22 protein-coding genes and 1 tRNA gene are annotated in these 21,473 nt (G+C 67.1%); 18 read left to right on the top strand and 5 right to left on the bottom strand.

The window, feature by feature from the left end; all coding sequences use genetic code 11:
- Nucleotides 1-127: 127 nt before the first annotated feature.
- The 8 genes from ACFFDA_RS16945 to ACFFDA_RS16910 all read left to right on the top strand — a co-directional run bounded on the left by ACFFDA_RS16945 (nt 128) and on the right by ACFFDA_RS16910 (nt 8,804).
- Nucleotides 128-880: a phosphatidate cytidylyltransferase gene (locus ACFFDA_RS16945; protein ID WP_404481963.1), complete on the top strand. Its 753-nt coding sequence runs from the start codon at nt 128-130 to the stop codon at nt 878-880.
- Between the two features lie 8 nt (nt 881-888).
- Nucleotides 889-2,040: a 1-deoxy-D-xylulose-5-phosphate reductoisomerase gene (dxr, locus tag ACFFDA_RS16940; RefSeq protein ID WP_404481962.1), complete on the top strand. Its 1,152-nt coding sequence runs from the start codon at nt 889-891 to the stop codon at nt 2,038-2,040.
- A 12-nt stretch (nt 2,041-2,052) separates the two neighbouring features.
- A complete protein-coding gene (gene rseP / locus ACFFDA_RS16935) occupies nt 2,053-3,432 on the top strand; it encodes an RIP metalloprotease RseP (RefSeq protein WP_404481961.1) in 1,380 nt (459 codons plus the stop codon).
- A gap of 189 nt (nt 3,433-3,621) precedes the next feature.
- A complete protein-coding gene (gene bamA, locus ACFFDA_RS16930) occupies nt 3,622-6,288 on the top strand; it encodes an outer membrane protein assembly factor BamA (RefSeq protein WP_404481960.1) in 2,667 nt (888 codons plus the stop codon).
- Nucleotides 6,288-7,004 carry an OmpH family outer membrane protein gene (locus ACFFDA_RS16925; protein WP_404481959.1) on the top strand — a complete coding sequence of 239 codons (717 nt, stop codon included), beginning with the start codon at nt 6,288-6,290 and terminating at the stop codon, nt 7,002-7,004. The genes bamA and ACFFDA_RS16925 overlap by 1 nt, the downstream gene beginning before the upstream one ends.
- A gap of 21 nt (nt 7,005-7,025) precedes the next feature.
- Entirely contained in the window at nt 7,026-7,481 is a 456-nt protein-coding gene (fabZ, locus tag ACFFDA_RS16920; RefSeq protein ID WP_404481958.1) for a 3-hydroxyacyl-ACP dehydratase FabZ, read from the top strand.
- Between the two features lie 119 nt (nt 7,482-7,600).
- Nucleotides 7,601-7,828: a 50S ribosomal protein L31 gene (gene rpmE / locus ACFFDA_RS16915; RefSeq protein WP_404481957.1), complete on the top strand. Its 228-nt coding sequence runs from the start codon at nt 7,601-7,603 to the stop codon at nt 7,826-7,828.
- Nucleotides 7,829-8,192: 364 nt separating this feature from the next.
- Nucleotides 8,193-8,804 (top strand): superoxide dismutase family protein, encoded by a 612-nt coding sequence (locus ACFFDA_RS16910; RefSeq protein WP_404481956.1) that lies wholly within the window; start codon nt 8,193-8,195, stop codon nt 8,802-8,804.
- A gap of 98 nt (nt 8,805-8,902) precedes the next feature.
- Here the strand turns inward: ACFFDA_RS16910 and ACFFDA_RS16905 are convergent, their stop codons facing one another.
- Complete coding sequence (locus tag ACFFDA_RS16905) at nt 8,903-9,547, bottom strand: prolyl hydroxylase family protein (RefSeq protein ID WP_404481955.1); 645 nt, start codon at nt 9,545-9,547, stop codon at nt 8,903-8,905.
- Nucleotides 9,548-9,726: 179 nt separating this feature from the next.
- On the opposite strand from ACFFDA_RS16905, the gene ACFFDA_RS16900 reads away from it, so the two are divergent.
- The 10 genes from ACFFDA_RS16900 to ACFFDA_RS16855 all read left to right on the top strand — a co-directional run bounded on the left by ACFFDA_RS16900 (nt 9,727) and on the right by ACFFDA_RS16855 (nt 17,764).
- Nucleotides 9,727-9,803: transfer RNA gene (locus ACFFDA_RS16900), tRNA-His, on the top strand.
- Nucleotides 9,804-9,908: 105 nt separating this feature from the next.
- Nucleotides 9,909-10,640 (top strand): heme ABC transporter permease CcmC, encoded by a 732-nt coding sequence (ccmC, locus tag ACFFDA_RS16895; RefSeq protein ID WP_404481954.1) that lies wholly within the window; start codon nt 9,909-9,911, stop codon nt 10,638-10,640.
- 4 nt (nt 10,641-10,644) lie between these two features.
- Nucleotides 10,645-10,785 carry a hypothetical protein gene (locus ACFFDA_RS16890; protein ID WP_404481953.1) on the top strand — a complete coding sequence of 47 codons (141 nt, stop codon included), beginning with the start codon at nt 10,645-10,647 and terminating at the stop codon, nt 10,783-10,785.
- Nucleotides 10,785-11,237, top strand: a complete 453-nt coding sequence (gene ccmE, locus ACFFDA_RS16885) for a cytochrome c maturation protein CcmE (protein ID WP_404481952.1) — start codon at nt 10,785-10,787, stop codon at nt 11,235-11,237. Before ACFFDA_RS16890 ends, ccmE begins: the two co-directional genes overlap by 1 nt.
- Nucleotides 11,234-13,204: a heme lyase CcmF/NrfE family subunit gene (locus ACFFDA_RS16880; protein WP_404481951.1), complete on the top strand. Its 1,971-nt coding sequence runs from the start codon at nt 11,234-11,236 to the stop codon at nt 13,202-13,204. Before ccmE ends, ACFFDA_RS16880 begins: the two co-directional genes overlap by 4 nt.
- On the top strand, nt 13,201-13,755 hold the full coding sequence (locus ACFFDA_RS16875; protein WP_404481950.1) for a DsbE family thiol:disulfide interchange protein: 555 nt from the start codon (nt 13,201-13,203) through the stop codon (nt 13,753-13,755). Before ACFFDA_RS16880 ends, ACFFDA_RS16875 begins: the two co-directional genes overlap by 4 nt.
- On the top strand, nt 13,752-14,174 hold the full coding sequence (locus ACFFDA_RS16870) for a cytochrome c-type biogenesis protein CcmH (protein WP_404481949.1): 423 nt from the start codon (nt 13,752-13,754) through the stop codon (nt 14,172-14,174). The genes ACFFDA_RS16875 and ACFFDA_RS16870 overlap by 4 nt, the downstream gene beginning before the upstream one ends.
- The gene (locus tag ACFFDA_RS16865) at nt 14,171-14,827 is read left to right on the top strand and encodes a tetratricopeptide repeat protein (protein WP_404481948.1); all 657 of its coding nucleotides are present in this window, start codon (nt 14,171-14,173) and stop codon (nt 14,825-14,827) included. Before ACFFDA_RS16870 ends, ACFFDA_RS16865 begins: the two co-directional genes overlap by 4 nt.
- A gap of 137 nt (nt 14,828-14,964) precedes the next feature.
- Nucleotides 14,965-16,953, top strand: a complete 1,989-nt coding sequence (locus tag ACFFDA_RS16860) for a potassium transporter Kup (RefSeq protein WP_404481947.1) — start codon at nt 14,965-14,967, stop codon at nt 16,951-16,953.
- A 154-nt stretch (nt 16,954-17,107) separates the two neighbouring features.
- The gene (locus ACFFDA_RS16855; RefSeq protein WP_404481946.1) at nt 17,108-17,764 is read left to right on the top strand and encodes a hypothetical protein; all 657 of its coding nucleotides are present in this window, start codon (nt 17,108-17,110) and stop codon (nt 17,762-17,764) included.
- A 14-nt stretch (nt 17,765-17,778) separates the two neighbouring features.
- On the opposite strand, the gene ACFFDA_RS16850 is transcribed toward ACFFDA_RS16855, so the two are convergent.
- Genes ACFFDA_RS16850 through dapF form a run of 4 tightly spaced genes read right to left on the bottom strand, consistent with a single transcriptional unit; the run spans nt 17,779 to nt 21,414 of the window.
- Nucleotides 17,779-18,450, bottom strand: coding sequence for an inner membrane-spanning protein YciB (locus ACFFDA_RS16850; RefSeq protein WP_404481945.1), 672 nt, complete (start codon nt 18,448-18,450; stop codon nt 17,779-17,781).
- The gene (gene ftsY, locus ACFFDA_RS16845) at nt 18,450-19,424 is read right to left on the bottom strand and encodes a signal recognition particle-docking protein FtsY (protein WP_404481944.1); all 975 of its coding nucleotides are present in this window, start codon (nt 19,422-19,424) and stop codon (nt 18,450-18,452) included. The genes ACFFDA_RS16850 and ftsY overlap by 1 nt, the downstream gene beginning before the upstream one ends.
- Nucleotides 19,421-20,599, bottom strand: a complete 1,179-nt coding sequence (locus ACFFDA_RS16840) for a MiaB/RimO family radical SAM methylthiotransferase (protein ID WP_404481943.1) — start codon at nt 20,597-20,599, stop codon at nt 19,421-19,423. The genes ftsY and ACFFDA_RS16840 overlap by 4 nt, the downstream gene beginning before the upstream one ends.
- Entirely contained in the window at nt 20,596-21,414 is an 819-nt protein-coding gene (gene dapF / locus ACFFDA_RS16835; protein WP_404481942.1) for a diaminopimelate epimerase, read from the bottom strand. The genes ACFFDA_RS16840 and dapF overlap by 4 nt, the downstream gene beginning before the upstream one ends.
- Nucleotides 21,415-21,473 lie beyond the last annotated feature (59 nt).

Here is a 21,473-nt window from a genome sequence, read left to right as displayed (position 1 = left end):
GGGCGAGGGGAATCGCCCCGAAGCGGGGGCGGAGGGGTGCCAACGAAGTCCGAGAGGTCTCGTCGTGCCGCGCTTGCCCCTCCACCAGCCAGCGGGTGGCTCTCTTCCCCGCTGCGGGGAGGAACTGATGGCCAAGATGTCCGACCTCGGCACCCGTACCGTCTCCGCGATCGTCATGGTCGCGGTCGCGGGGGCGGCCTTGTGGCTGGGCGGTCCCGTGTGGATCGCCTTCGTATGCGCGGTCTCGGTGGGGGTCCTCTACGAATGGATACGCCTCGCCCGCCGCGCCACGCCGGGGCCGGGGGGGCGTGCAGCCTGGAACTTCGCCGGGATGTTCTATGTCGGCGTGGGGGCAGCGATGCTGCTGTTCCTGCACAACGACGCCTTCACCGCCGCCCCGATCCTGACCCTGCTGGCGACCGTGGTCGCGGTGGACATCGGTGCCTACTTCACCGGACGCAGCTTGCGCGGGCCGAAGATCGCACCGTCGATCAGCCCGTCCAAGACCTGGTCCGGCCTTGCGGGCGGCGTGTTCGGGGCGACGCTGGCGCTCTTCACGGCAGCGCGACTGTGGCAGGAAGGGGTCATCCGGCTGACGCCAGACGGCATCGCTGCCGACGCGGTCTCCTGCTTCGGCACGCAGCCGTGCCGCTATGCGACCGCCAGTCCCATCGCGCTTTTCGCGACCTGCCTGATGACCGGCGCGCTCGTCGCCGTCTGCGCCCAGGTCGGCGACTTCTTCGAGAGCTGGATGAAGCGCCGCGCCGGGGTCAAGGATTCCGGCAACCTCATCCCGGGCCATGGTGGCTTCTTCGACCGCGTTGACGGCTTGCTGGCAGTGCTGTTCGTGCTAGGGCTGATGATCCTGTTCAAGTCGTGACGAGACCCATGCGTACACTTACCGTCCTTGGTGCTACCGGATCGATCGGCGCTTCGACGCTCGACCTCGTCCGGCGCAACCGGGCCGACTGGCGGATCGTCGCGCTGACGGCGCATTCCAATGCCCTCGAACTGGCGCGCCTGGCGCGCGAATTCGGGGCCGAGGTGGCGGTCGTCGCCGACGAGGCGCACCTGCCGGCCCTGCGCGAGGCGCTGGCGGGCTCGGGCATCGAGGCGACCGGCGGTCCGGACGCACTGGTCGAGGCCGGCGCGCGCGGTGCCGACGTGACCGTCGCGGCGATCGTCGGCACGGCCGGGCTCGCGCCGACGATGGCGGCGATCGAGCAGGGCGGTGTGATCGCGCTGGCCAACAAGGAAGCGCTGGTTTCCGCCGGCGACGTGATGCTGGCCGCGGTCGCGCGCCACGGCGCCACGCTGCTGCCCGTCGATTCCGAGCACAACGCGATCTTCCAGTGCCTGTGCGGCAACGATTCCGCCGACGTGCGCTGGATCACCCTGACCGCGAGCGGCGGCCCGTTCCGCGACTGGTCGTGGGACCGGCTCGTCACGGCCACCCCGGCCGAGGCGGTGCGCCATCCCAACTGGGACATGGGCGCCAAGATCAGCGTCGATTCGGCGACGATGTTCAACAAGGGCCTCGAACTGATCGAGGCGCATCACCTGTTCCCCGTCGGCCTCGACCGGTTGCGGATCATCGTCCACCCGCAGTCGGTGGTCCATTCGATGGTGGAGTATCGCGACGGTTCGACGCTCGCGCAACTTGGGCCCTCCGACATGCGCGTGCCGATCGCCTCGGCGCTGGCCTGGCCCGGCCGCATGGATACGCCGTGCACCGCGCTCGACCTTGCCGAGATCGGCGAACTGACCTTCCGCAAGCCCGACGAGGAGCGTTTCCCCGCGACCCGCCTGGCGCGCGAGGCGGCGCAGGCCGGAGGCGCCGTGCCGGCCGTGCTCAACGCCGCCAACGAGATCGCCGTCGCCGCATTCCTGGGCGGTCACATTTCGTTCACCCGGATTGCCGCACAAGTGGAAGACGTGCTGGGTTCCTACGCACCGCCGCCGCCCGGCTGCCTTTCCGACGTCCTCGAAGTGGACTCGGAAGCGCGGGCGAGAGCGCGTATGCTCGTGACCAGCACCTGAGGAGAGAGCTGCTTGACCGGATCACCAGGATTACTGACGACGATCTTCGCCTTCCTCCTGGTGCTGGGCCCCCTGGTCCTGATCCACGAGCTTGGGCACTACCTGGTGGGCCGCCTGTTCGGAGTGAAGGCGGAAGCGTTCTCGATCGGCTTCGGCAAGGAACTGGCCGGGTGGACCGACAAGCGCGGTACGCGCTGGAAGCTCTCGGCCCTGCCGCTGGGCGGCTACGTCCAGTTCTTCGGCGACATGAACCCCTCCAGCGCGCCGAGCCCGCGCGACGACGGGCTGACCCCGCAGGAACGGTCGCAGACCTTCCACGCCAAGCCGCTGTGGCAGCGCGCGCTGATCGTGCTGGCCGGACCGATGACCAACCTGTTGCTGTGCGTGGCGATCTTCGCCGGCTTCTACGGAGTCTACGGCCGCCTCGTCGCCGATGCCGAGATCAGCGGCTTCTCGCAGAACTCCGCGGCGCAGAAGGCGGGCCTTCGCCTTGGTGACCGCATCGTCGCGATCGACGGCGAGAAAGTCGAAAGCGCCACCGAGATCGGCGATCACACGCTCTATTTCCCGGGCAAGACCCTGTCGATCGCGGTCGAGCGGGAAGGGCGCACGCTGGTCGTGCCGGTCACGCTCGCGTCGCAGGAACTGAGCGACAAGTTCGGCAACAAGGCGAAGATCGGCGATCTCGGCGTCGAGATGCTGCCCGCCGTGGTGGGCGGCTTCTATGGCGATTCGCCGGCAGAGAAGGCCGGCATCGAAGTGGGCGACCGCATTCTCGCAGTGAACGGCGTCGCCGTCGCCGGTTTCGAGGACATTCCCCGCCTGATCCGCCCCAATGCCGGCCGCACCGTCGAAATGACCGTGCGCCGTGACGGCGAGGTCCGCATGGTTGCGGTGGCGATTGCCCAGGGCACGGTCACCGATGCGCAGGGCAAGCCGGAGAAGGTCGGCCAGATCGGCGTGCGCGCCGGCCGCCTCGAGCAGGTGGGGCCGCTGCGGGCGGTGGGGCTGGGTGTGAGCCAGAGCTTCAAGGTGATGGGCACGATGGTGACCGGCATCGTCCAGATCTTCACGGGCGACCGATCCGTGCGCGAACTGGGCGGACCAGTGAAGATCGCGCAGTATTCGGGCCAGCAGTTCAGTCTTGGCTGGGAAGCCTTCGTGTCCTTCGCGGCGCTGATCTCGATTAACTTGGCATTCATCAATCTCCTGCCAATTCCTGGCCTCGACGGCGGACACCTGGCTTTCTACGCGGCCGAACTGGTCCGTCGCAAGCCGCTGGGAGTACGCAGTCAGGAATGGGCGATCCGCACGGGTGTGGCACTGGTGCTTGCGCTCATGCTCTTCGTCACGGTCAACGATCTGGCTCAACTCCCGATTTTCGGGGGATAGCCTGGAGGTTTTATCCAGCGATCACATTGTTGCCGGGTTTTGTCTGCTTGATTGGACGCGCTCCATCGGGCAGACGGCTGCGGTTGCCTGCGGGGTTCGGTGCGCGCCCCGCTTGTCGATCCCGCCGGGGTGATCTGTTTTTGTCGCGAAAGCGAATACGGGAATTTGCGTAGAATGATCGGATGGGAAATGGTTCGCTGCACTGACGAACGCCGGGCCTCGCAGATCGCTGCAGTGCTGCTGGGGACCACGATCCTCACGGGTCTCCCGGTCGAGGCGCTTGCGCAGGCTGCGCCGAACGCCGCTGCCGCCAAGGCTCCGGCGGTACGCGGCGGCGCCCGCGCTCCCGCCGCCGCGCCGGTCCCGGCTCCGGCCCCCGTCGTCGATGCCGATGCCGGTCCGGCGATCCAGACCATCCAGGTCAAGGGTTCGGAGCGCCTCGAGCCGCAGACGGTGCTGTCCTACATCAAGCTGCGGGCCGGCCAGCCCTATACCAAGGCCGCTGCCGACGCCGCCCTGAAGGACCTCTACTCGACCGAGCTGTTCAAGGACGTCCAGATCAACAACGACAACGGCGTCGTGGTGATCCAGGTCCAGGAGAACCCGGTCGTCAACCGGATCATCCTCGAAGGCAACAAGCGCATCAAGGACGACAAGATCCTGCCCGAGATCAAGGTCTCGCCGCGCCAGATCTTCACCCGTTCCAAGATCCGCGCCGACGTCGCGCGCATCATCGAGCTGTACAAGCGCCAGGGCCGCTATGCCGCGACCGTCGAGCCGAAGATGGTCGCCCTCGACCAGAACCGCGTCGACATCGTCTTCGAGATCACCGAGGGCGACAAGTCCAAGGTCCGCCAGATCAACATCATCGGCAACGAGCACTTCTCCGAAGGCGAGCTGCGCGGCGAGATGGTGACCAAGCAGGCGCGCTTCACCCGCCTGTTCAGCTCGGGCACCAGCTACGACCCCGACCGCATGGCCTTCGACCAGCAGAAGCTGCGCCAGTTCTACCTGACGCAGGGCTATGCCGACTTCCGCGTGGTCTCGGCCGTGGCGGAGCTGACGCCGGACAAGAAGGACTTCATCATCACTTACGTGGTGGAGGAAGGGAAGCGCTACAAGTTCGGCGACGTGAAGGTCGAGAGCCAGCTGCGCGACTTCGACGGCGAGAAGATGGCCAAGAACCTCGTCATGCACAAGGGCGACTGGTACAACGCCAAGCAGGTCGAGGACACCATCGACGGCCTGAACGAGACCGCCGGCGCCTTCGGCTACGCCTTCGCCGACGTGCGGCCGCAGTACGATCGCGACAAGGAAAACCTCACCATGGGGTTGACCTTCGTGATCCAGGAGGCCCCGCGCGTCTACGTCGAGCGGATCGACATCAACGGCAATACGCTGACCCAGGACAAGGTCGTGCGCCGCGAGTTCCGCCTTGCCGAAGGCGATGCGTTCAACTCGCTGCAGGTCAAGCGTTCGACCAACCGCATCAAGTCGCTCGGCTACTTCCAGGAGAAGTTCGAGGTCGAGCAGAAGCCCGGCAGCGCCGACGACCGCATCATCCTCGAGGCCAACGTCGAGGAAAAGCCCACCGGCGAACTCCAGCTCTCGGCCGGTTTCTCCAGCCTTGAAAGCTTCATCTTCCAGGCCTCGATCCGCCAGCGCAACTTCCGTGGCCGTGGCCAGACGGTGGGCCTGTCGGGCAGCATCTCGCGCTATTCCAAGAGCGTCGAGGCCAGCTTCGTCGAGCCCTACCTGTTCGACAAGAACGTCTCGCTGGGCGTCGACATCTATCGCCGCGACTACAACAGCTTCAACTACTACAACTCCGATCGCAACACGACCTACGAGCAGTCGACCACCGGCTTCCAGGTCCGCGCCGGCGTGCCGCTGACCGAGTACCTGACCGCCGTGGGCCGCTACACGCTCAACTACGACGACGTCAGCCTGGGCAGCCAGTACTTCACGGCCGACGGCACCTGCGATCCGGTCATTGCGGGCCGCTATTTGTGCGATGCGATCGGCAAGCGCCTGAGTTCAATCGTCGGCCTGTCGCTGATCTACGATACGCTCGACAATCGCCAGCGTCCGACGCGCGGTTTCACCGCGTCGATAAACACCGACTTTGCCGGTCTTGGCGGCGACGTGAAGTATGCGCGTATTCGCGGCAACGCCTCGAAGTTCTTCAATTTGGGCAAGGGCTTCATCTTCTCGCTGTCCGCCGAGGGCGGCGCTATCAAGGGCCTGGGCGGTGACGACGTTCGCCTGACCGACCGCTTCTACCTGGGCGAGCCGCAGATTCGCGGCTTTGCGATCAGGGGTGTCGGCCCGCGCGTGTTGCGCAAGTACATCACCAACGGCGAAGTCGCGACCAGTCGCAGCGACTGGCAGGATGACGCGCTCGGCGGCAACTACTACTACATGGGGCGTGCCGAGATGGAGATTCCGCTCGGCGCTGGCGCCCGCGAAATGGGCTTGCGGCCCTCGATCTTCGCCGACGTCGGCGCGGTTTGGAGCGTCAAGAAGCCGACCCTCACGCAATGCGACTTCGCCGCCGGGGGTACCGGCAGGTGCAACCAGCTCTATACGGACGCCAGCGGCAGTTCGACCACCAGCGCTAGCACCAATGGCGTGGCGAATACGCCGGCATTGGATAGCAATGGTAACCCGACCTACGCCTACAACTTCGTCGAGGAGTTCGTGGGCGACACTTGGAAGCCGCGTGTCGCCATCGGCATCGGCGTGAACTGGAACTCGCCGTTCGGTCCGTTCCGCATCGACTTCTCGCGCGTTCTCCTCAAGCAGGAGGGCGACGATCCCAAGGCCTTCACTTTCAACGTGGGAACACAATTCTGATGAGCACCATGACCAAGACCGTCGCGCTGGCCGCTGGCCTCGCGCTCGCCACCGTTGCCGCGCAGCCCGCGCTGGCCGCCAAGAAGGATGCGGCTCCGGCAGCGGCCTCCGCTTCGGGCGGCACCATCGTCCAGGGGCTGGGCGTCGCCAGCTTCGATGCGATCATCGCCAACTCGAACGCCTACAAGGCCGCGGAAACGCAGCGCCAGACCACCTACAAGGCGCAGTTCGACCAGGCCCAGGCCCGCAACACCGCACTCAACGCGCAGATCAAACCGCTGGTCGACAAGTTCAACGCCGACCGCCAGGGCGGCAAGGTCGCCCAGGCCGCGCTCGAGCAGCAGGCCGGTTCGATCCAGCAGTTGCAGGAGAGCGGCAAGGCCGAACTCCAGCGCATCCTGCAGCCGGTCGGCCTGTCGCAGGCCTACGTCAACGAGCAGATCGAGGACAAGCTGAACGACGCGGTCAAGGCGGCGATGGGCAAGAAGGGCGTCTCGATCCTGATCTCGCCCGACGCGATCCTTGCGGTCAACGGCGGTGCCTACAACCTCAATCAGGACATCCTGAACGAACTGAACACCGCGCTGCCGTCGGCCCAGCTCGTGCCGCCGGCAGGCTGGGAACCGCGCCAGGTTCGTGAACAGCGCGCCCAGGCACAGGCCGCGCAGGGCCAGGCCGCTCCGGCCGCGCCCGCCACGGCGCCGACCGGCCGCTAAGCGACGCATCGGACGCAGGGCATGAGCGAAGCTGCCGAAACGGCTTACGATACCGCGAAGATCCTGGCGGCGCTTCCGCACCGCTACCCGATGCTGCTGGTCGACCGTGTGGTGTCCATCTCGGAAGAGGAGGGCATCCACGCGGTCAAGGCGGTCAGCTTCAACGAGGACTTCTTCCAGGGCCATTTCCCCGGCCGTCCGATCATGCCCGGCGTTCTCCAGATCGAGGCGCTGGCGCAGGCTGCGGGCATTCTCGCGATCGAGAGCCTGGGCCTCGCCGGAACCGGCAAGCTGGTCTACTTCATGGCCATCGAGGACGCGAAGTTCCGCGCCCCCGTAACCCCGGGCCACTTGCTGACGCTGCGCGCGGGCTTCGTCCAGAAGCGTTCGCGGGTCTGCAAGTTCTGGGGCAAGGCCTCGATCGACGACAAGGTGACCTGCGACGTCAACTTCACGGCGATGATCGCGGATAGCTGAGGCGGGCTCTCGCGCCGAGGGCTCAACTCATTCTTGCATTTCGGTGCCCTTCGCTGTAAGGGCGCCGCTTTCCCAAGCAGGCCGGTCGGAACCGGCCACATGCGAAAGAGACCAGACCGATGAAGGCCGATACCCACCCCGACTACCACGCGATCACCGTTCAGATGACCGATGGCACCACTTTCCAGACCCGCTCGACCTGGGGCAAGGAAGGCGACACGCTGGTTCTGGACATCGATCCGACCTCGCACCCGGCATGGACCGGCGGCAAGGCGCAGCTTCAGGATGGCGGCCGCGTCGCGCAGTTCAACAAGCGCTTCGGTGGTCTCTCGCTCACCAAGAAGTGATCGGGGCGGCTCCGGCCGCCTGCCTTCGCAAAACGAACGAGGCGGTCCTGCGGGGCCGCCTTTTTCGTGTCCGGGGGGCGCTCACTCGTCGTCCCGGGCTCGCCCGGAACCGCGGGCAAGGCATCGCAATCTTGATTACGAACGCCACGCGGCAGTGGCCCGCCGCGAAGATGCCTCACGGGTTTTGCGCGGTCCCGGATCAGGTCCGGCATGACGATCTGGGGGGCAACTGCGCATTCTCGCAGAAATCGCGGTGCCAATGCGGAACTTTCGCAAGGGCCGGGCGATTGCCTTTTGCGTCCAGCGCTTTAGCTTCGCGTCAGATCGCACCAGGGCGCGAAGCGCCCGAGAACCGGAGATACCGATGACCCGCCGCCCCCGCCGCCTTGCCGCCCGCGCCGCCGTCCCTGCCGCCGCCCTTGCGTTCCTGGCGATGAGCGCCTGCGCGCATGCCGATGCGCAACATGCCCACGCGGCAGCGGCTCCCGCCGCCGCCGCTGCGCCGGCAACAACGCCCGCACGCATGGTGCATGCCGACGTCATCGGCCTCGACGGCAAGACCCTGGGCATGGTCATGCTGCAGGAGACTCCGGCCGGCGTTCTCGTCAGTGCCGACGTCCGGGGCCTTCCGGCCGGCGAACACGGCTTCCACTTCCACCAGAAGGGGCTGTGCGACACGGCGACCAAGTTCGACAACTCGGGCGGCCACTTCGCCGGCGGCGACCACCAGCACGGCTACCTGAACGCGACCGGGCCCCACGGCGGCGATATGCCCAACCAGCACGTCGGTGGCGACGGCCTGCTCAAGACTCAGATACTCAACACCGGAGTGACCTTGTCGCCGGGGCCCAAGTCGCTCTTCGATGCGGACGGCACGGCGCTGGTGATCCACGCCGCGGCCGACGACTATTCCAGCCAGCCCTCGGGCAATGCCGGCGGCCGCATCGCCTGCGCGGTCATCAGCACGGCGAAGTGAGCGCCCGCTCCGTTTAGGGAGTGGGCGTCCCGGATTGTATCTTCGTCATTCCCACCTGCGCGGGAATGACGAAGGGTCTTGTGGACCAGGGCGCGGCGTCAGCCCCAGGTTCTTTCGCGATACCATTGCGTTATCACGTACTTGAACCCCTTGCGCACTTTCATCGCGTGATGGAGCGTCGCCGCATTGGGGCTGCCGTCCGGCCGGCGGTTGTTCCAGGCGACAAGCTTGCCGGCCTCGGGCTGAATCAGCTTGTCGATCACCCGGAAGCGCGTGGCGCCGCCGGCCTGGACGTCGTTGAGATAGAGCATGAACGTCCAGGTCCGCTGGCCCGGCACCGCGCAATACCTGTCGTAGTCCGGACTGCCCGGCTCGAAGTAGTCGGTATGCGCCTTGAATTCCTGCCCCACCTCGTAGCGCTGGCCCTGCAGCGGTTCGGCATGGGCAAGGCCGATGCCCGACAGGCGTGACAGCGCCGCGGCAAGCTCGGCGACGACTGGATGCTCGGGCGAGAGGTCGCAGGTGGAACTGGTGCGGAAAGCGTCGTCGCCGTTGTAGTCGGCGATGGTGGAGGGCCGGTGACTGGTCTCGATGAGGTCCACCAGTTGCGCGCACTGCTCGCCGGGCAGGAAATCGCGCAAGGTGAACAGGTCGAGGCGGGAGGAGGGGAAGCGCTGCACCCCGGGGTGGGACAGCAGTTTCGCTGCCGATGATTCGCCCGGTGATTCGTCAAGTCGGTCCATGGTGGCGACGTTAGCCGCGTGCCGCACACAGGAAAATCGCCCGGAGCGCCCCCGATCCGAATTTTTGCTTTGCAAGAAGCCAAACCTTGTGCAAAGGCGCGCCTCCGCACAGGTTGCAGTCCAACTGCTTTCCGGTGTGGTTCGCGAGGTTCGGCAAATGCTCCGGACATGCGCGTGTGGCGATCGTAGCTCAGTTGGTTAGAGCGCCGGTTTGTGGTACCGGAGGTCGTGGGTTCGAACCCCATCGATCGCCCCATTCTTCCACCACATGGTACGATCGCCCAATTGGCGGGTGAAAAGCGTTCGGCTTTGACGTGAGTCACTTGCCCCGCCCACCACTCACGATAGAAGCGCGATTGTCATGCACGGCTTTGCGAATCCCGCCCGTTTCCTGCGCATCGCCCGCTGGCTGATGCCGCTGTGCATGGGCGTGGGGATCGTCGTCGCCGTACTGGCGTTGGGCTGGGGCGTGTTCCTCGCGCCGGCCGAGCGGCTGCAGGGCGAGACGGTGCGCATCCTGTACCTGCATGTGCCTTCGGCGTGGCTTGGAATGGCCGGCTGGATGGGTATCGCCGGAGCGAGCTTCACCGAACTGGTATGGCGCCATCCGCTCGCCGCGATCGCCGCGCGGGCCTGCGCGGTGCCGGGGGCGGTATTCACCGCCGTGTGCCTCGTCACCGGTTCGCTATGGGGACGACCCGCATGGGGAACCTGGTGGGTGTGGGACGGCCGGTTGACCTCGATGCTGGTGCTGCTGTTCCTCTACTTCGGCTGGATGGCGCTGTCGCAGGCGAGCGAGTCTTCCGACGGTTCGGAAAACCGGGCTCCGGCGATCTTCGGTCTGGTCGGCGCGGTCAATATTCCCATCATCCATTACTCGGTGATCTGGTGGAACAGCCAGCACCAGCCGCCCAGCATCACCATGGGCAAGTCGGCGATGTCGGGCGATTTCCTCGTGCCGCTGCTCTTCGCGACGCTGGGCTTCACGCTGATCTTCGCCGGCGTCGTGCTGGCACGCATGCGGGCGATCCTGGCCGACCAGCAGGCCGAGGCGCGCCTGCGCCGCAAGGCCTTCAGCGAAATGGAATTCTGATCTCATGCGCGAGGCGATGGACCCCTGGACCTTCGTGGTCGCCGCCTATGCGGTCGGCGTGGGCGCGACCCTGGCGATGATCGCCTGGTCGCTCGTGACGATGCGCCGCGCCGAACGGCGCCGTGACGAGGCGAGGAAGCGCTGATGGTCGTCAAGGCGAAGCACCAGCGCCTCGTGCTGCTCGTGGTCGCGCTCGTCGTGCTGATCGGCGCGGGGCTGCTCGCGGCCTGGGCGCTGCGCAACCAGGCGAGCTATTTCTACGTGCCCAGCGAGATCGTCGCCAAGCCTCCCGAACCGGATCGCGCCGTCCGCCTGGGCGGCATGGTCGAAAAAGGCTCGCTCAAGACGGCGGCGGATGGCGTGACCGTCGATTTCGTCGTTCAGGACGGCAAGGCGCGGGTGCCGGTGACGTTCCGGGGCATCGTGCCCTCGCTGTTCGTGGAGGGCTCGGGCGTGGTCGCGGAAGGGCGCATGGGCGCCAACGGCACGTTCGTTGCCGACAACCTGCTGGCCAAGCACGACGAGAACTACGTGCCGCGCGAAATGCAGGACATGACCAAGGACCAGGCCAAGCAGGTGGTGGCGCAAACCCAATGATGGCGGAACTCGGACTCGCGGCGCTGTGGCTGGCCGCCGCGCTGGCCGGCCTGCAACTGGTCGCCGGCAGCCTTGGCCTTACCCAGCGCGGCGCGGCGATGGGCGGCGCGGCGCGGCCCGTCGCGATCGTGCAGGGCCTGCTGGCACTGCTGTCGTTCGCGTGCCTGATCTACGTCTTTTCGGTCAGCGACCTGTCGGTGAAACTGGTCGCGCTCAATTCGCACTCGATGAAGCCGCTGGTGTTCAAGATCGCCGGCGCCTGGGGCAACCACGAGGGTTCGATGCTCCTGTGGGTGACGGTCATGGGCATGGCCGGAGGGTTCGTGGCACTGGTCGAGCGCCGGTTGCCCGAGCGCACGATGCTGGCGACGCTGGCGGGCCAGGCTTTCGTGAGCCTGGGCTTCTATGCGTTTCTGCTGCTCGCCTCCAACCCGTTCGAGCGCCTCTCGCCAGCCCCCGCCGAGGGCAACGGCCTCAACCCGCTGCTGCAGGACCTCGGCCTCGCATTCCATCCGCCCACGCTGTACCTCGGCTACGTCGGGCTTTCGATCGCCTTCAGCTTCGCCATCGGTGCGCTTGTCACGCGCGAGGTCGGACCGGCCTTCGCGCGCGCCATGCGGCCCTGGGTGCTGGGCGCGTGGATCTTCCTGACGGTGGGCATCACCGCCGGTTCCTACTGGGCCTACTACGAATTGGGCTGGGGCGGCTGGTGGTTCTGGGACCCGGTGGAGAACGCCTCGCTGATGCCCTGGCTGGCGGCGACCGCGCTGCTCCATTCGTGCAGCGTGCTGGCTTCGCGCAACGCGCTGCGGGCCTGGACGATCATGCTGGGTGTGGTCGCCTTCTCGATGTCAATGATCGGGACGTTCCTGGTCCGCTCGGGCATCCTGACGAGCGTGCACGCCTTCGCGGTCGACCCGCAGCGCGGCACCTTCATCCTCGCGCTGCTGGCAATCTACATCGGCGGGGCGCTGACCCTGTTCGGCCTGCGCGCCTCGACCGTGACCGAGGGCGAACGTTTCACCATGGTCAGTCGCGAGGGCGCGCTGGTGGTCAACAACGTCATGCTCTCGGCGATCCTGGGGATCGTGCTGTTCGGCACGCTCTATCCGCTGGTGGCCGAGACAATGGGTGCCAAGGTCTCGGTCGGCCCGCCCTACTTCAACCCGATGAGCGCGCTGTTCGCGCTGCCGATGCTGGTGGTGCTGGCGGTCGGCCCGCTGCTGCGCTGGCGGCGCGACACGTTCGCACGCGTGGGCAGGGGGATGGTGATTCCGGCGATGCTGGTGGCCGCGGGCGTGATCGCGGTCGCGCTGATCGGCGGCGTTGCGCTGCTGCCGTTCCTCGGGCTGGCGATGGCGCTGGGGCTGGCATGGGCGAGCCTGCTGCCGCTCAAGGGCCGCAACTTGCGCCGCACGCCGCTGCCGATCTGGGGCATGGTCGTGGCGCACTTCGGCATCGCCGTCGCGCTGTTCGGGATGAGCAGTGAGAGCGCCTTCTCGGTCGAAAAGCTGGTCGCGGTGAAGATCGGCGAAATCACCCAGGTGGGCCCCTGGGGCGTGAAGCTCGACACCGTCGAGCCTGTCGCCGGACCCAACTGGACCGCGCTCGAGGCGCGCCTGCTGGTTCGCTACGGCGCCGACGGCAAGGTCACCCGCATGTTGCCGCAATCGCGCAGCTTCTGGACGCCGGTGCAGCAGACCAGCGAATCGGCCTTGCTGACGCGCTGGAACGGCCAGCTCTACGCCGTGCTTGGCGGCGAGGCGCCTGCGATCGCCGGGGCCAAGGAGGACGGTCGCTGGCAGCTTCGCTTGTGGTGGAAACCGTTCGTGCCGATGATCTGGCTGGGCGGACTGATGATCGCGCTGGGCGGGGCGCTGGCTTTGGCCGGGCACGTCCTGGCCGACTTGCGCCGCCGGATCGCGCGCGGCAAGATCGCCTACCGTCGCGAAAGGCAGGGCCGATGAGCGACACACCTCCTGCAAGCCCCCGCCGCTGGGCGATCTGGCTGCCTCTGGCGCTGTTCGCAGGCTTCGTGGCGCTGGTGATGATCGGGCTCTACCGCCCGGCCGACCGCAATGTCGCCAGCCAGCTCGTCGGCAAGCCGATGCCGGCGTTCGATCTGCCGCCGGCGCTTGCCGGGCGGCCCGGGCTCGACAGCAAGATCCTCGCCAACGGCAAGCCGCACCTCGTCAACGTCTTCGCGAGCTGGTGCATCCCCTGCCGCGTCGAGGCGCCGCAACTGGGCGAACTCGCCAAGGCGGGCATCCCCATCGAGGGCATCTCGGTGCGCGACACGCCGGAAAACCTCCAGGGCTTTCTCGAGGCCAATGGCGATCCCTTCCAGCGGATCGGCGCCGACGACGATGGCAAGGTGCAACTGGCGCTCGGTTCGTCGGGCGTGCCGGAGACGTACGTCGTCGATGGCAAGGGGCGCATCGTCTACCAGCACATCGGCGAGATCCGTCCCGAACACCTGGGTCTCCTGCTCGACAAGCTGAAGGAGGCGCAGGAATGAAGCGCCTGCTCGCCACCGGCCTCGCGGTCATGGCCTTCGCCGCGCCGGCCTTCGCGCAGGAAGAGCAGTCGACCGCGCCCTATGCCTATCGCCAGCTCGACGATCCCGCCAAGGAGAGCCAGGCGCAGGACCTGATGGAGACGCTGCGCTGCCTGCAGTGCCAGGGCCAGTCGATCGCCGATTCGGATGCCCCGATCGCCGGTTCGATGCGCTCGCTGGTGCGCGAGAGAATCGCGGCCGGGGAGACGCCCGAGGCGATCCGCGCCTGGCTGATCGAGCGCTATGGCGACTATGTCAGCTATGCCCCGCAACTGACCGGCCTGACCTGGCCGCTTTTCGCGGTGCCGGCGGTGCTGGTGCTCATCGCCTTCCTGCTGCTGCGCCGGCGGTTCACGCGCAAACCGGAGAACGGCCAGTGACCTGGGTCCTCGTGATCGGCCTCGCGCTCGTCGTGCTGGCGGTGCTGCTGTTCGTGCTCAAGGTTCCGCGTGGGGGCCGCGAGGCGGTCGCCTCGGCGCTGCTGCTGGGCATCGCCGGATACGTGACCCAAGGCTCGCCCGGCCTCGCGGGTGCACCCAAGGAAGCGCGCGAGACGGTTTCCGGCAACCCCGCCGCGCTCGTCGAGGCGCGCTCGAAGGTCACCAACAGCGGCATTCCTACGACCAACCGCTGGGTCGTGACCTCGGACGCCTTCGCGCGGAACGGCGACTATGCCTCTGCGGCCGAAGTGCTGCGCATCGCGGTGGAGGAAGATCCCAAGAGTTCGGAAGCCTGGCTCGCCATGGCCAACGCGCTTGTCGGTCATGCCGACGGGATGCTGACGCCGGCCGCGTCCTATGCCTATCGCCGTGCCATCGCGGCCGAACCGAACGCGCCGGGGCCGCCATTCTTCCTCGGCCTGGCCTTCGCGGAAGAAGGCCGCCTGGCCGAAGCGCGCGCCTTGTGGGCCGGGGTCGTCGAGCGGGCGCCCGCGGACGCCGCCTACCGCGCCCCACTGGCGGGGCAGATCGAGCGGCTCGATGCGGTGATCGCCGCGCAGAAGGCCGAATCGACGCCCGTTCAGCGCCGATAGCGGGTTCCCTGAACGGCACATGGCCGCCCCGATGTGGCATTGTAAGTATCGTTGCTAGGCCCCATCCATGCTGCTAACGGGCACAGCCTTGCCGCAGCAGTGAATGCGCTTCTGCGAGTCCATGACAGGACGCTGGAATGAGTGATGGAACTGCGGATACGTCTGACGTCCCGGCGGTAATGGACCCCGCGGCGTACGACCCTCCGGTATCGGGTCACGCGCATGGACATGGCGGCGGCCATGGCGGGAGCGGTAGCTCCGGCAATATCACCAAGCTGGCACTGGGCGCGGTGGGTGTCGTCTTCGGCGACATCGGCACCAGCCCGATCTACGCCTTTCGCGAAACCTTCGTCGGCCCGCATCCGCTGGCGATCGACGAACTGCACATCCTGGGCGTCGTCAGCCTGATCTTCTGGTCGATGACGCTGGTGGTCTCCGTTCAGTACGTCACCGTCCTGATGCGCGCCGACAACAAGGGGCAGGGGGGCAGCCTCGCCCTCGTCGCGCTGATTTCGGGCGCGATCAGGAAGTCCAGCTACGGCGGGCTCGTGGTCCTGCTGGGGGTCTTCGCGACGTCGCTGTTCTATGGCGATTCGATGATTACCCCGGCGGTTTCGGTGCTCTCGGCGGTCGAGGGCCTCACCGTCGTCCAGTCCGACCTAGCGCCGTTCGTCCTGCCGATCGCGCTGGTGCTGCTGGTCGCCCTGTTCGTCATCCAGAAGAGCGGCACCGCCAAGGTCGGCGCGCTGTTCGCGCCGGTGATGGTCACCTACTTCGTCGTGCTCGCCGTGCTGGGCGTATACCACCTCGCGCAGATGCCCCAGGTGCTGGTGGCGCTGAACCCGTGGTATGCGGTGCAGTTCTTCCTCACCGACAAGATGCTGGGCTTCCTGGCGCTGGGCTCCGTCGTGCTGGCGGTGACGGGCGCCGAAGCGCTCTATTCGGACATGGGCCACTTCGGGCGCGGGCCGATGCGCCTGTCCTGGTTCGGCTTCGTGATGCCCTGCCTCCTCGTCAACTACTTCGGCCAGGCGGCGATGATCCTGGGACTGGACGATGCGCAGGCGGCTGTCGCGATGGAGAACCCGTTCTTCAACCTCGCCCCCGAATCGCTGCGCCTGCCGCTGGTGATTCTGGCGAGCTGCGCCGCCTTCATCGCCAGCCAGGCGGTGATATCGGGCGCGTTCTCGATCACCCACCAGGCGATGCAGCTCGGCTTCATCCCCCGCCTGTCGACCCGCCACACCAGCGAGCACGAAGTCGGCCAGATATACATCCCCTTCGTCAACTGGGCGCTGATGACCGGCGTGATCGTGCTGGTGCTGGTGTTCCAGAACTCCTCGAACCTCGCCTCGGCCTACGGGATCGCGGTGACCGGGGCGATGCTGATCGACACTTGCCTGATGGCGGTACTGCTGATCGTGCTGTGGAAGTGGAAGCTGTGGATGGCGATCCCGGTGATCGTCACGTTCTTCCTGGTCGATGGCGCCTACTTCGCCGCGAACGCCACCAAGGTGCCCGATGGCGGCTGGTTCCCGCTGCTGATCGGCGGCGTCGCCTTCACTTTGCTGACGACCTGGAACAAGGGGCGCCGCCTCATGCGCGACCGGATGACCGAGGCCGCGCTGCCGCTCAACGTCTTCGCCAAGAGCGCCCACGGCAGCGCCACCCGCGTTCCCGGCACGGCGATCTTCATGGCGTCGAGCAACATGGGCGTGCCCTCCGCGCTGCTGCACAACATCAAGCACAACAAGGTGTTGCACGAGCGGGTCGTGGTGCTGACGGTGGAAGTGCAGGACGGACCCTACGTCGAGCCGCAGGATCGCTTCACGGTGGTGGAACTGGGCCAGGGCTTCTACCGATTGACGCTGCGCTACGGTTTCATGGAAGAGACCGACATCCCCGCCGCGCTCGCCCATGCGCCGATGTGCGGCGGGCCGTTCGAGATGATGAAGACCAGCTTCTTCCTCTCGCGCCAGACGCTGGTGCCGTCCGAGAAGCCGGGCATGATGATCTGGCGCGAAAAGCTCTTCGCTTGGATGATGCGCAATGCGGCCAGCGCGATGGAGTTCTTCCGCCTGCCGACCAACCGCGTGGTCGAACTGGGCAGCCAGTTGGAGATCTGAGGTTGCGTACCGGCCGGGGGTCGGTGCGCGACGGACGAAAAGTAAAAGTGCTGTTAGAGAGGGGCGGAGACGGCCGGGAGACGGTTGCCCGGCGTCGCATTGGATCGTACGCGTTGGCCCGAGCCCGAGCCCGAGCCCGAGCGCGAGGGTACGAATGACTCCACCGTACTTCCAGCAGATCATGGATGGCGAGAGGCGTGCCATCATCGCCGAGATGACGGCGGCGACCGCGCATCAGCCGTTCGGCGCCGTGGTCGACATCGCTACCGTTCGCGACAAGCCCACGCTGTTCCGGGCCAGGCATCCGGTGAACCTGGAGGCCCTGGGCGATGGTTCGTTCGTTCAGGTGACGCCCACGATCGAGGCGAAAGTGCTCTGGGTGCGCACCGACAACGACAAGTACCGCGAAAGCTACGGGCAGTTTCTCGCGCTTTTTCATCCGGGCGGTCCGGGGGCCATCCCGTCAGACCTGCATGTGGACCATCTCTACAACCGCGAGCGCGCCAGGACTTTCGCGCTCAACTATATCCGGATGGGGCTGGTCCCCGGTTCGCCCAATACCTCGCACGGAGCTGGATACGAGAAGAAGCGGACCCACGGCGTAGGAAGGGTGGGGCGTGACCGATCGATCGACACCGTGATGATGCTCAAGGCGCTCGGTTTCCGTTCCCCGCCGATGCGCGGGACGGTTACGGGCGAGATGCGCGCTTTTGCGGCGTTGCTCGGGCCGCAGATCGGCATCGAACCCGGGCAACTGCTACAGGAAATCGCCAATCTCGTCGAGGTGGCGAACTTCGAGCCTTCCGACTGAGCCGTCGGCCCGCCTCAGTCGTGGGGCGGGTTCTCGATCAGTTCTTCCTTCGCCTCCTCGCCCATGCCGTGCTTGAGCACCATGGGTAGCTGCGAGAAGGTGAAGAGGAACGACAGCACCGTGAAGCCCCAGAGCTTGGCCTGCATCCAGGTGTCGAAGCTGACGGTATAGACCAGCGCCGTGTTCAGCACCGCGAGCACCAGGAAGAACCACGCCCAGTTGCGCGAAAGCTTCATCCAGCCTTCCTCGTTCAGCCCCTCGAAGGCGGACTGGAGCAGGTACTTGAGCATCGGCTTGCCTTTCAGCAGCCCGACGAACAGCACCACCGAGAACAGCAGGTAGACGGCGGTGGGCTTGATCTGGACGTAGAACGGATCGCGGAAGATCACGGTCAGCGCGCCGAAGCCAAGGATCAGCACCGTCGTCAGCCACAGCATCGGCGAGATGTGCCCCAGCCGCCATTTCGACACGGCCAGCGCGATCACGGTAGCGACCATGAAGGCCACCGTGCCCTTGATGACCGCGGTAACGGTGCCGACCATGTTGTTCTCGTCGGTCGGCGCGAAGTGGCGGTAGGCGAGGAAGAAGACGAGCAGGGGCCCGAAATCGACGACGAGATTGACCCAGGAACTCTTGGGCTTGCTCGGGGGCTTACTCGGGCTCGGGGCTTTAACCGTTTCAGTCATCACGCGATTCCGGCGATCACCCGCGCGAGCAGGTCGGGATTGAAGGGGCGCAGGTCGTCGATCTTCTCGCCCACGCCGATGGCGTGGATCGGCAAGCCGTACTGTTCGGCCGCCGCGACGAGGACGCCGCCGCGCGCGGTGCCGTCGAGCTTGGTCATGATGAGGCCGGAGACGCCGGCGACTTCCTTGAATATCTCGATCTGCGAGAGCGCGTTCTGGCCGTTGGTGGCATCGAGCACCAGTACCACGTCGTGCGGCGCCTCGGGGTTGAGACGGCCCAGGACGCGGCGGATCTTGGCCAGCTCGTCCATCAGCTCGCGCTTGTTCTGGAGGCGCCCGGCGGTGTCGACGATCAGCGCGTCGATGCCGGTGTCGGTCGCCGCCTTGACCGCGTCGAACACCACCGAGGCGGGATCGCCGCCCTCGGGGCCGGTAACGATGGGGATCGACAGGCGGTCGGCCCAGACCTTGAGCTGGCCGATCGCGGCGGCGCGGAAGGTGTCGCCCGCCGCCAGCATGACCGAATAGTCCTGCTCCTGGAACAGGTGCGCCAGCTTGGCGATGGTGGTGGTCTTGCCCGAACCGTTGACGCCGATCACCAGGATCACCTGCGGACGCGGGAAGGCGACCACGTCGAGCGGCTTGGCGACGGGGCGCAGGATCTCGGCGATCTCGCGCGCGACGACTTCCATGATCGCGCGCTCGTCGGCCCCCTGAGCACCTGCGCGCTCGAAGCGTTCGTCCGCGAGGCGGGCGCGGATGCGGGCGGCGGCGCGGGGCCCCAGGTCCGACATGATGAGCGCATCCTCGAGGTGGTCGAGCTGCGCGTCGGTCAGGCGGGTGGCGCCGACGATGCCGGCCAGGTTGCCGGCAAGCCGTTCCGAGGTCTTGCGAAAGCCTCCGAAGAGGCGCTCGGACCAGTCGTTGCCGGTTTCGGGAGCCCCCGCGTCGCTCTGGGGTCCGTCGGTACTCATGCTTCCAGTATTCCTTCGACTACCCTTGCGGGCGTAACGCTGACCAGCGTGCCGGGCTGCGTGTCCGGGGGCACGCGGACGGGGGCGAAGTCCGGGGCATGGCCGGTCCCGCCTCGCTCGGCGAGCACCCATAGCGGCTTGCCCAGATGCGCGGCAAGCCAGGATGCCCGCACTTTCGCGACAGTTTCGCGCAACTGCGATGCGCGCGCCCGGATCGCGGCATGTTCCACTTGCGGCATCCGCGCCGCCGGAGTGCCGGGGCGCGGCGAATAGGGAAAGACGTGGCCGTGGACGACGCCCAGTTCCTCGACGATCGAGAGGTTCGCGGCGTGGGCCGCCTCGTCCTCGGTCGGGAAGCCGGCGATGAGGTCGGCGCCGATGGCGATGTCCGGGCGGCGGGCGCGCAGGGCAGCCACCAGCGAAAGCGCGTCTGCGCGGCTGTGGCGGCGCTTCATGCGCTTAAGAACGAGGTCGTGGCCATGCTGGAGCGAGAGGTGGACGTGCGGCATGACCCGCGCCTCGCCGGCGAGCAGGTCGAACAGCGTCTCGTCCACCTCGGCGCCATCGATGGAGGAAAGACGCAGCCGCCCGAGGCCCCCGAAGTGCGCGAGGATCGCCTCGCACAGGGCGCCGAGGCGCGGTTCGCCCGGGAGGTCGCCGCCCCAGGACGTGAGGTCCACGCCGGTCAGTACGATCTCGCCCGCGCCCGCGTCGAGATGCAGGGCGACGTCGGCCAGCACTTGCGCCACGCTGCGCGAGCGGCTGGGGCCGCGTCCCTGCGGGATGACGCAGAACGTGCAGGCGTGGTCGCAGCCGTTCTGGACCTGGACGAAGCCGCGCGTGTGCCGGCGCGGGGCGGGTGCGGCCGTGGCGACCGGCACGTTCCAGGCACGCGGGTCGAGCTTGGCGGTATTGGCGATCAGGCCGTCGACCTCGGGCATCGCCGCCAGCGCCTCGCGCTCCACTTCGGCAGCGCAGCCGGTGACGAGCAGGCGCGCGTCGGGACGGGCCCTGCGGGCGCGGCGGATCGCCTGGCGGGTCTGACGCACCGCTTCGGCCGTGACGGCGCAGGAATTGATGACGACGAGGTCCTGCGCGTCCCCGAGCAGTCCGCGCAGGGTTTCGCTTTCGGCGAGGTTGAGCCGGCAGCCGAGGGAATGGACCTCGACGGTCAAGCGATGATCCCGAAGTCCGCCGGATCGAAGCTGCCGCGGAATGCCTCGGTGGCGGGGCCGGTCATGACGATCGCGCCGTCTTCACGCCACTCGATCACCAGCGGCCCGCCGGGCAGGGTGACGGTCACCCGCCGGTCGACGAGGCCGCGCTTCATCGCCCCGATCGCGGTGGCGCAGGCGCCCGTCCCGCAGGCGCGGGTAAGGCCGGCACCGCGCTCCCACACGCGCAGGGTCATCGCATCCCGTGCGGTCACGGCGGCGACGTTGACGTTGATGCGCTCGGGAAACAGCGGGTCGGTCTCGATCATCGGCCCCAGGCGCGCCATGTCGATGGCGTAGGGATCGGGCACGAAGAAGATGACGTGCGGATTGCCGACGTTGACCGCGATCGGATTGACCAGCTCTTCCCAGGCGACGGGCATCGCGTGGGTGTCCATCGCGTAGCCGAGCGGAATCGCGTCCCAGTCGAACCGGGGCCGGCCCATGTCGACGCTGATGCCAGCCTCGGCGGGGGTGGCGCTGAGCAGGCCGCCGAGCGTCTCGATCCGGGCAGGGCGGCCGTGCAGCAGCCCGACCGCGCGCGTGGCGTTGCCGCAGGCTTCCACCTCGCTGCCGTCGGCATTGAAGATGCGCATGCGAAAATCGGCGGTGTCGGACGGCTCGAGCAGGATGAGCTGGTCGCAGCCGATGCCGGTATGGCGATCGGCGAGCGCTGCGGCAAAGCCGGCGTCGATCGCGGGCAGGGGCCGCTCGCGCGCGTCGAGCACGACGAAATCGTTGCCCAGGCCATGCATCTTGGTGAATTCGATCCGCATGGCGCGCGATCTAGGAGTTGCGGGGGCCAAGGTCCAGTGTTGTCGTGAGAACGGGTCCA

The sequence above is a fragment of the Novosphingobium sp. BL-52-GroH genome (assembly GCF_044813085.1).
GTDB lineage: Bacteria > Pseudomonadota > Alphaproteobacteria > Sphingomonadales > Sphingomonadaceae > Novosphingobium.
The sequence above is the reverse complement of the archived record's forward strand: the minus strand, read 5'-3'. Positions and strand labels throughout refer to the sequence as shown.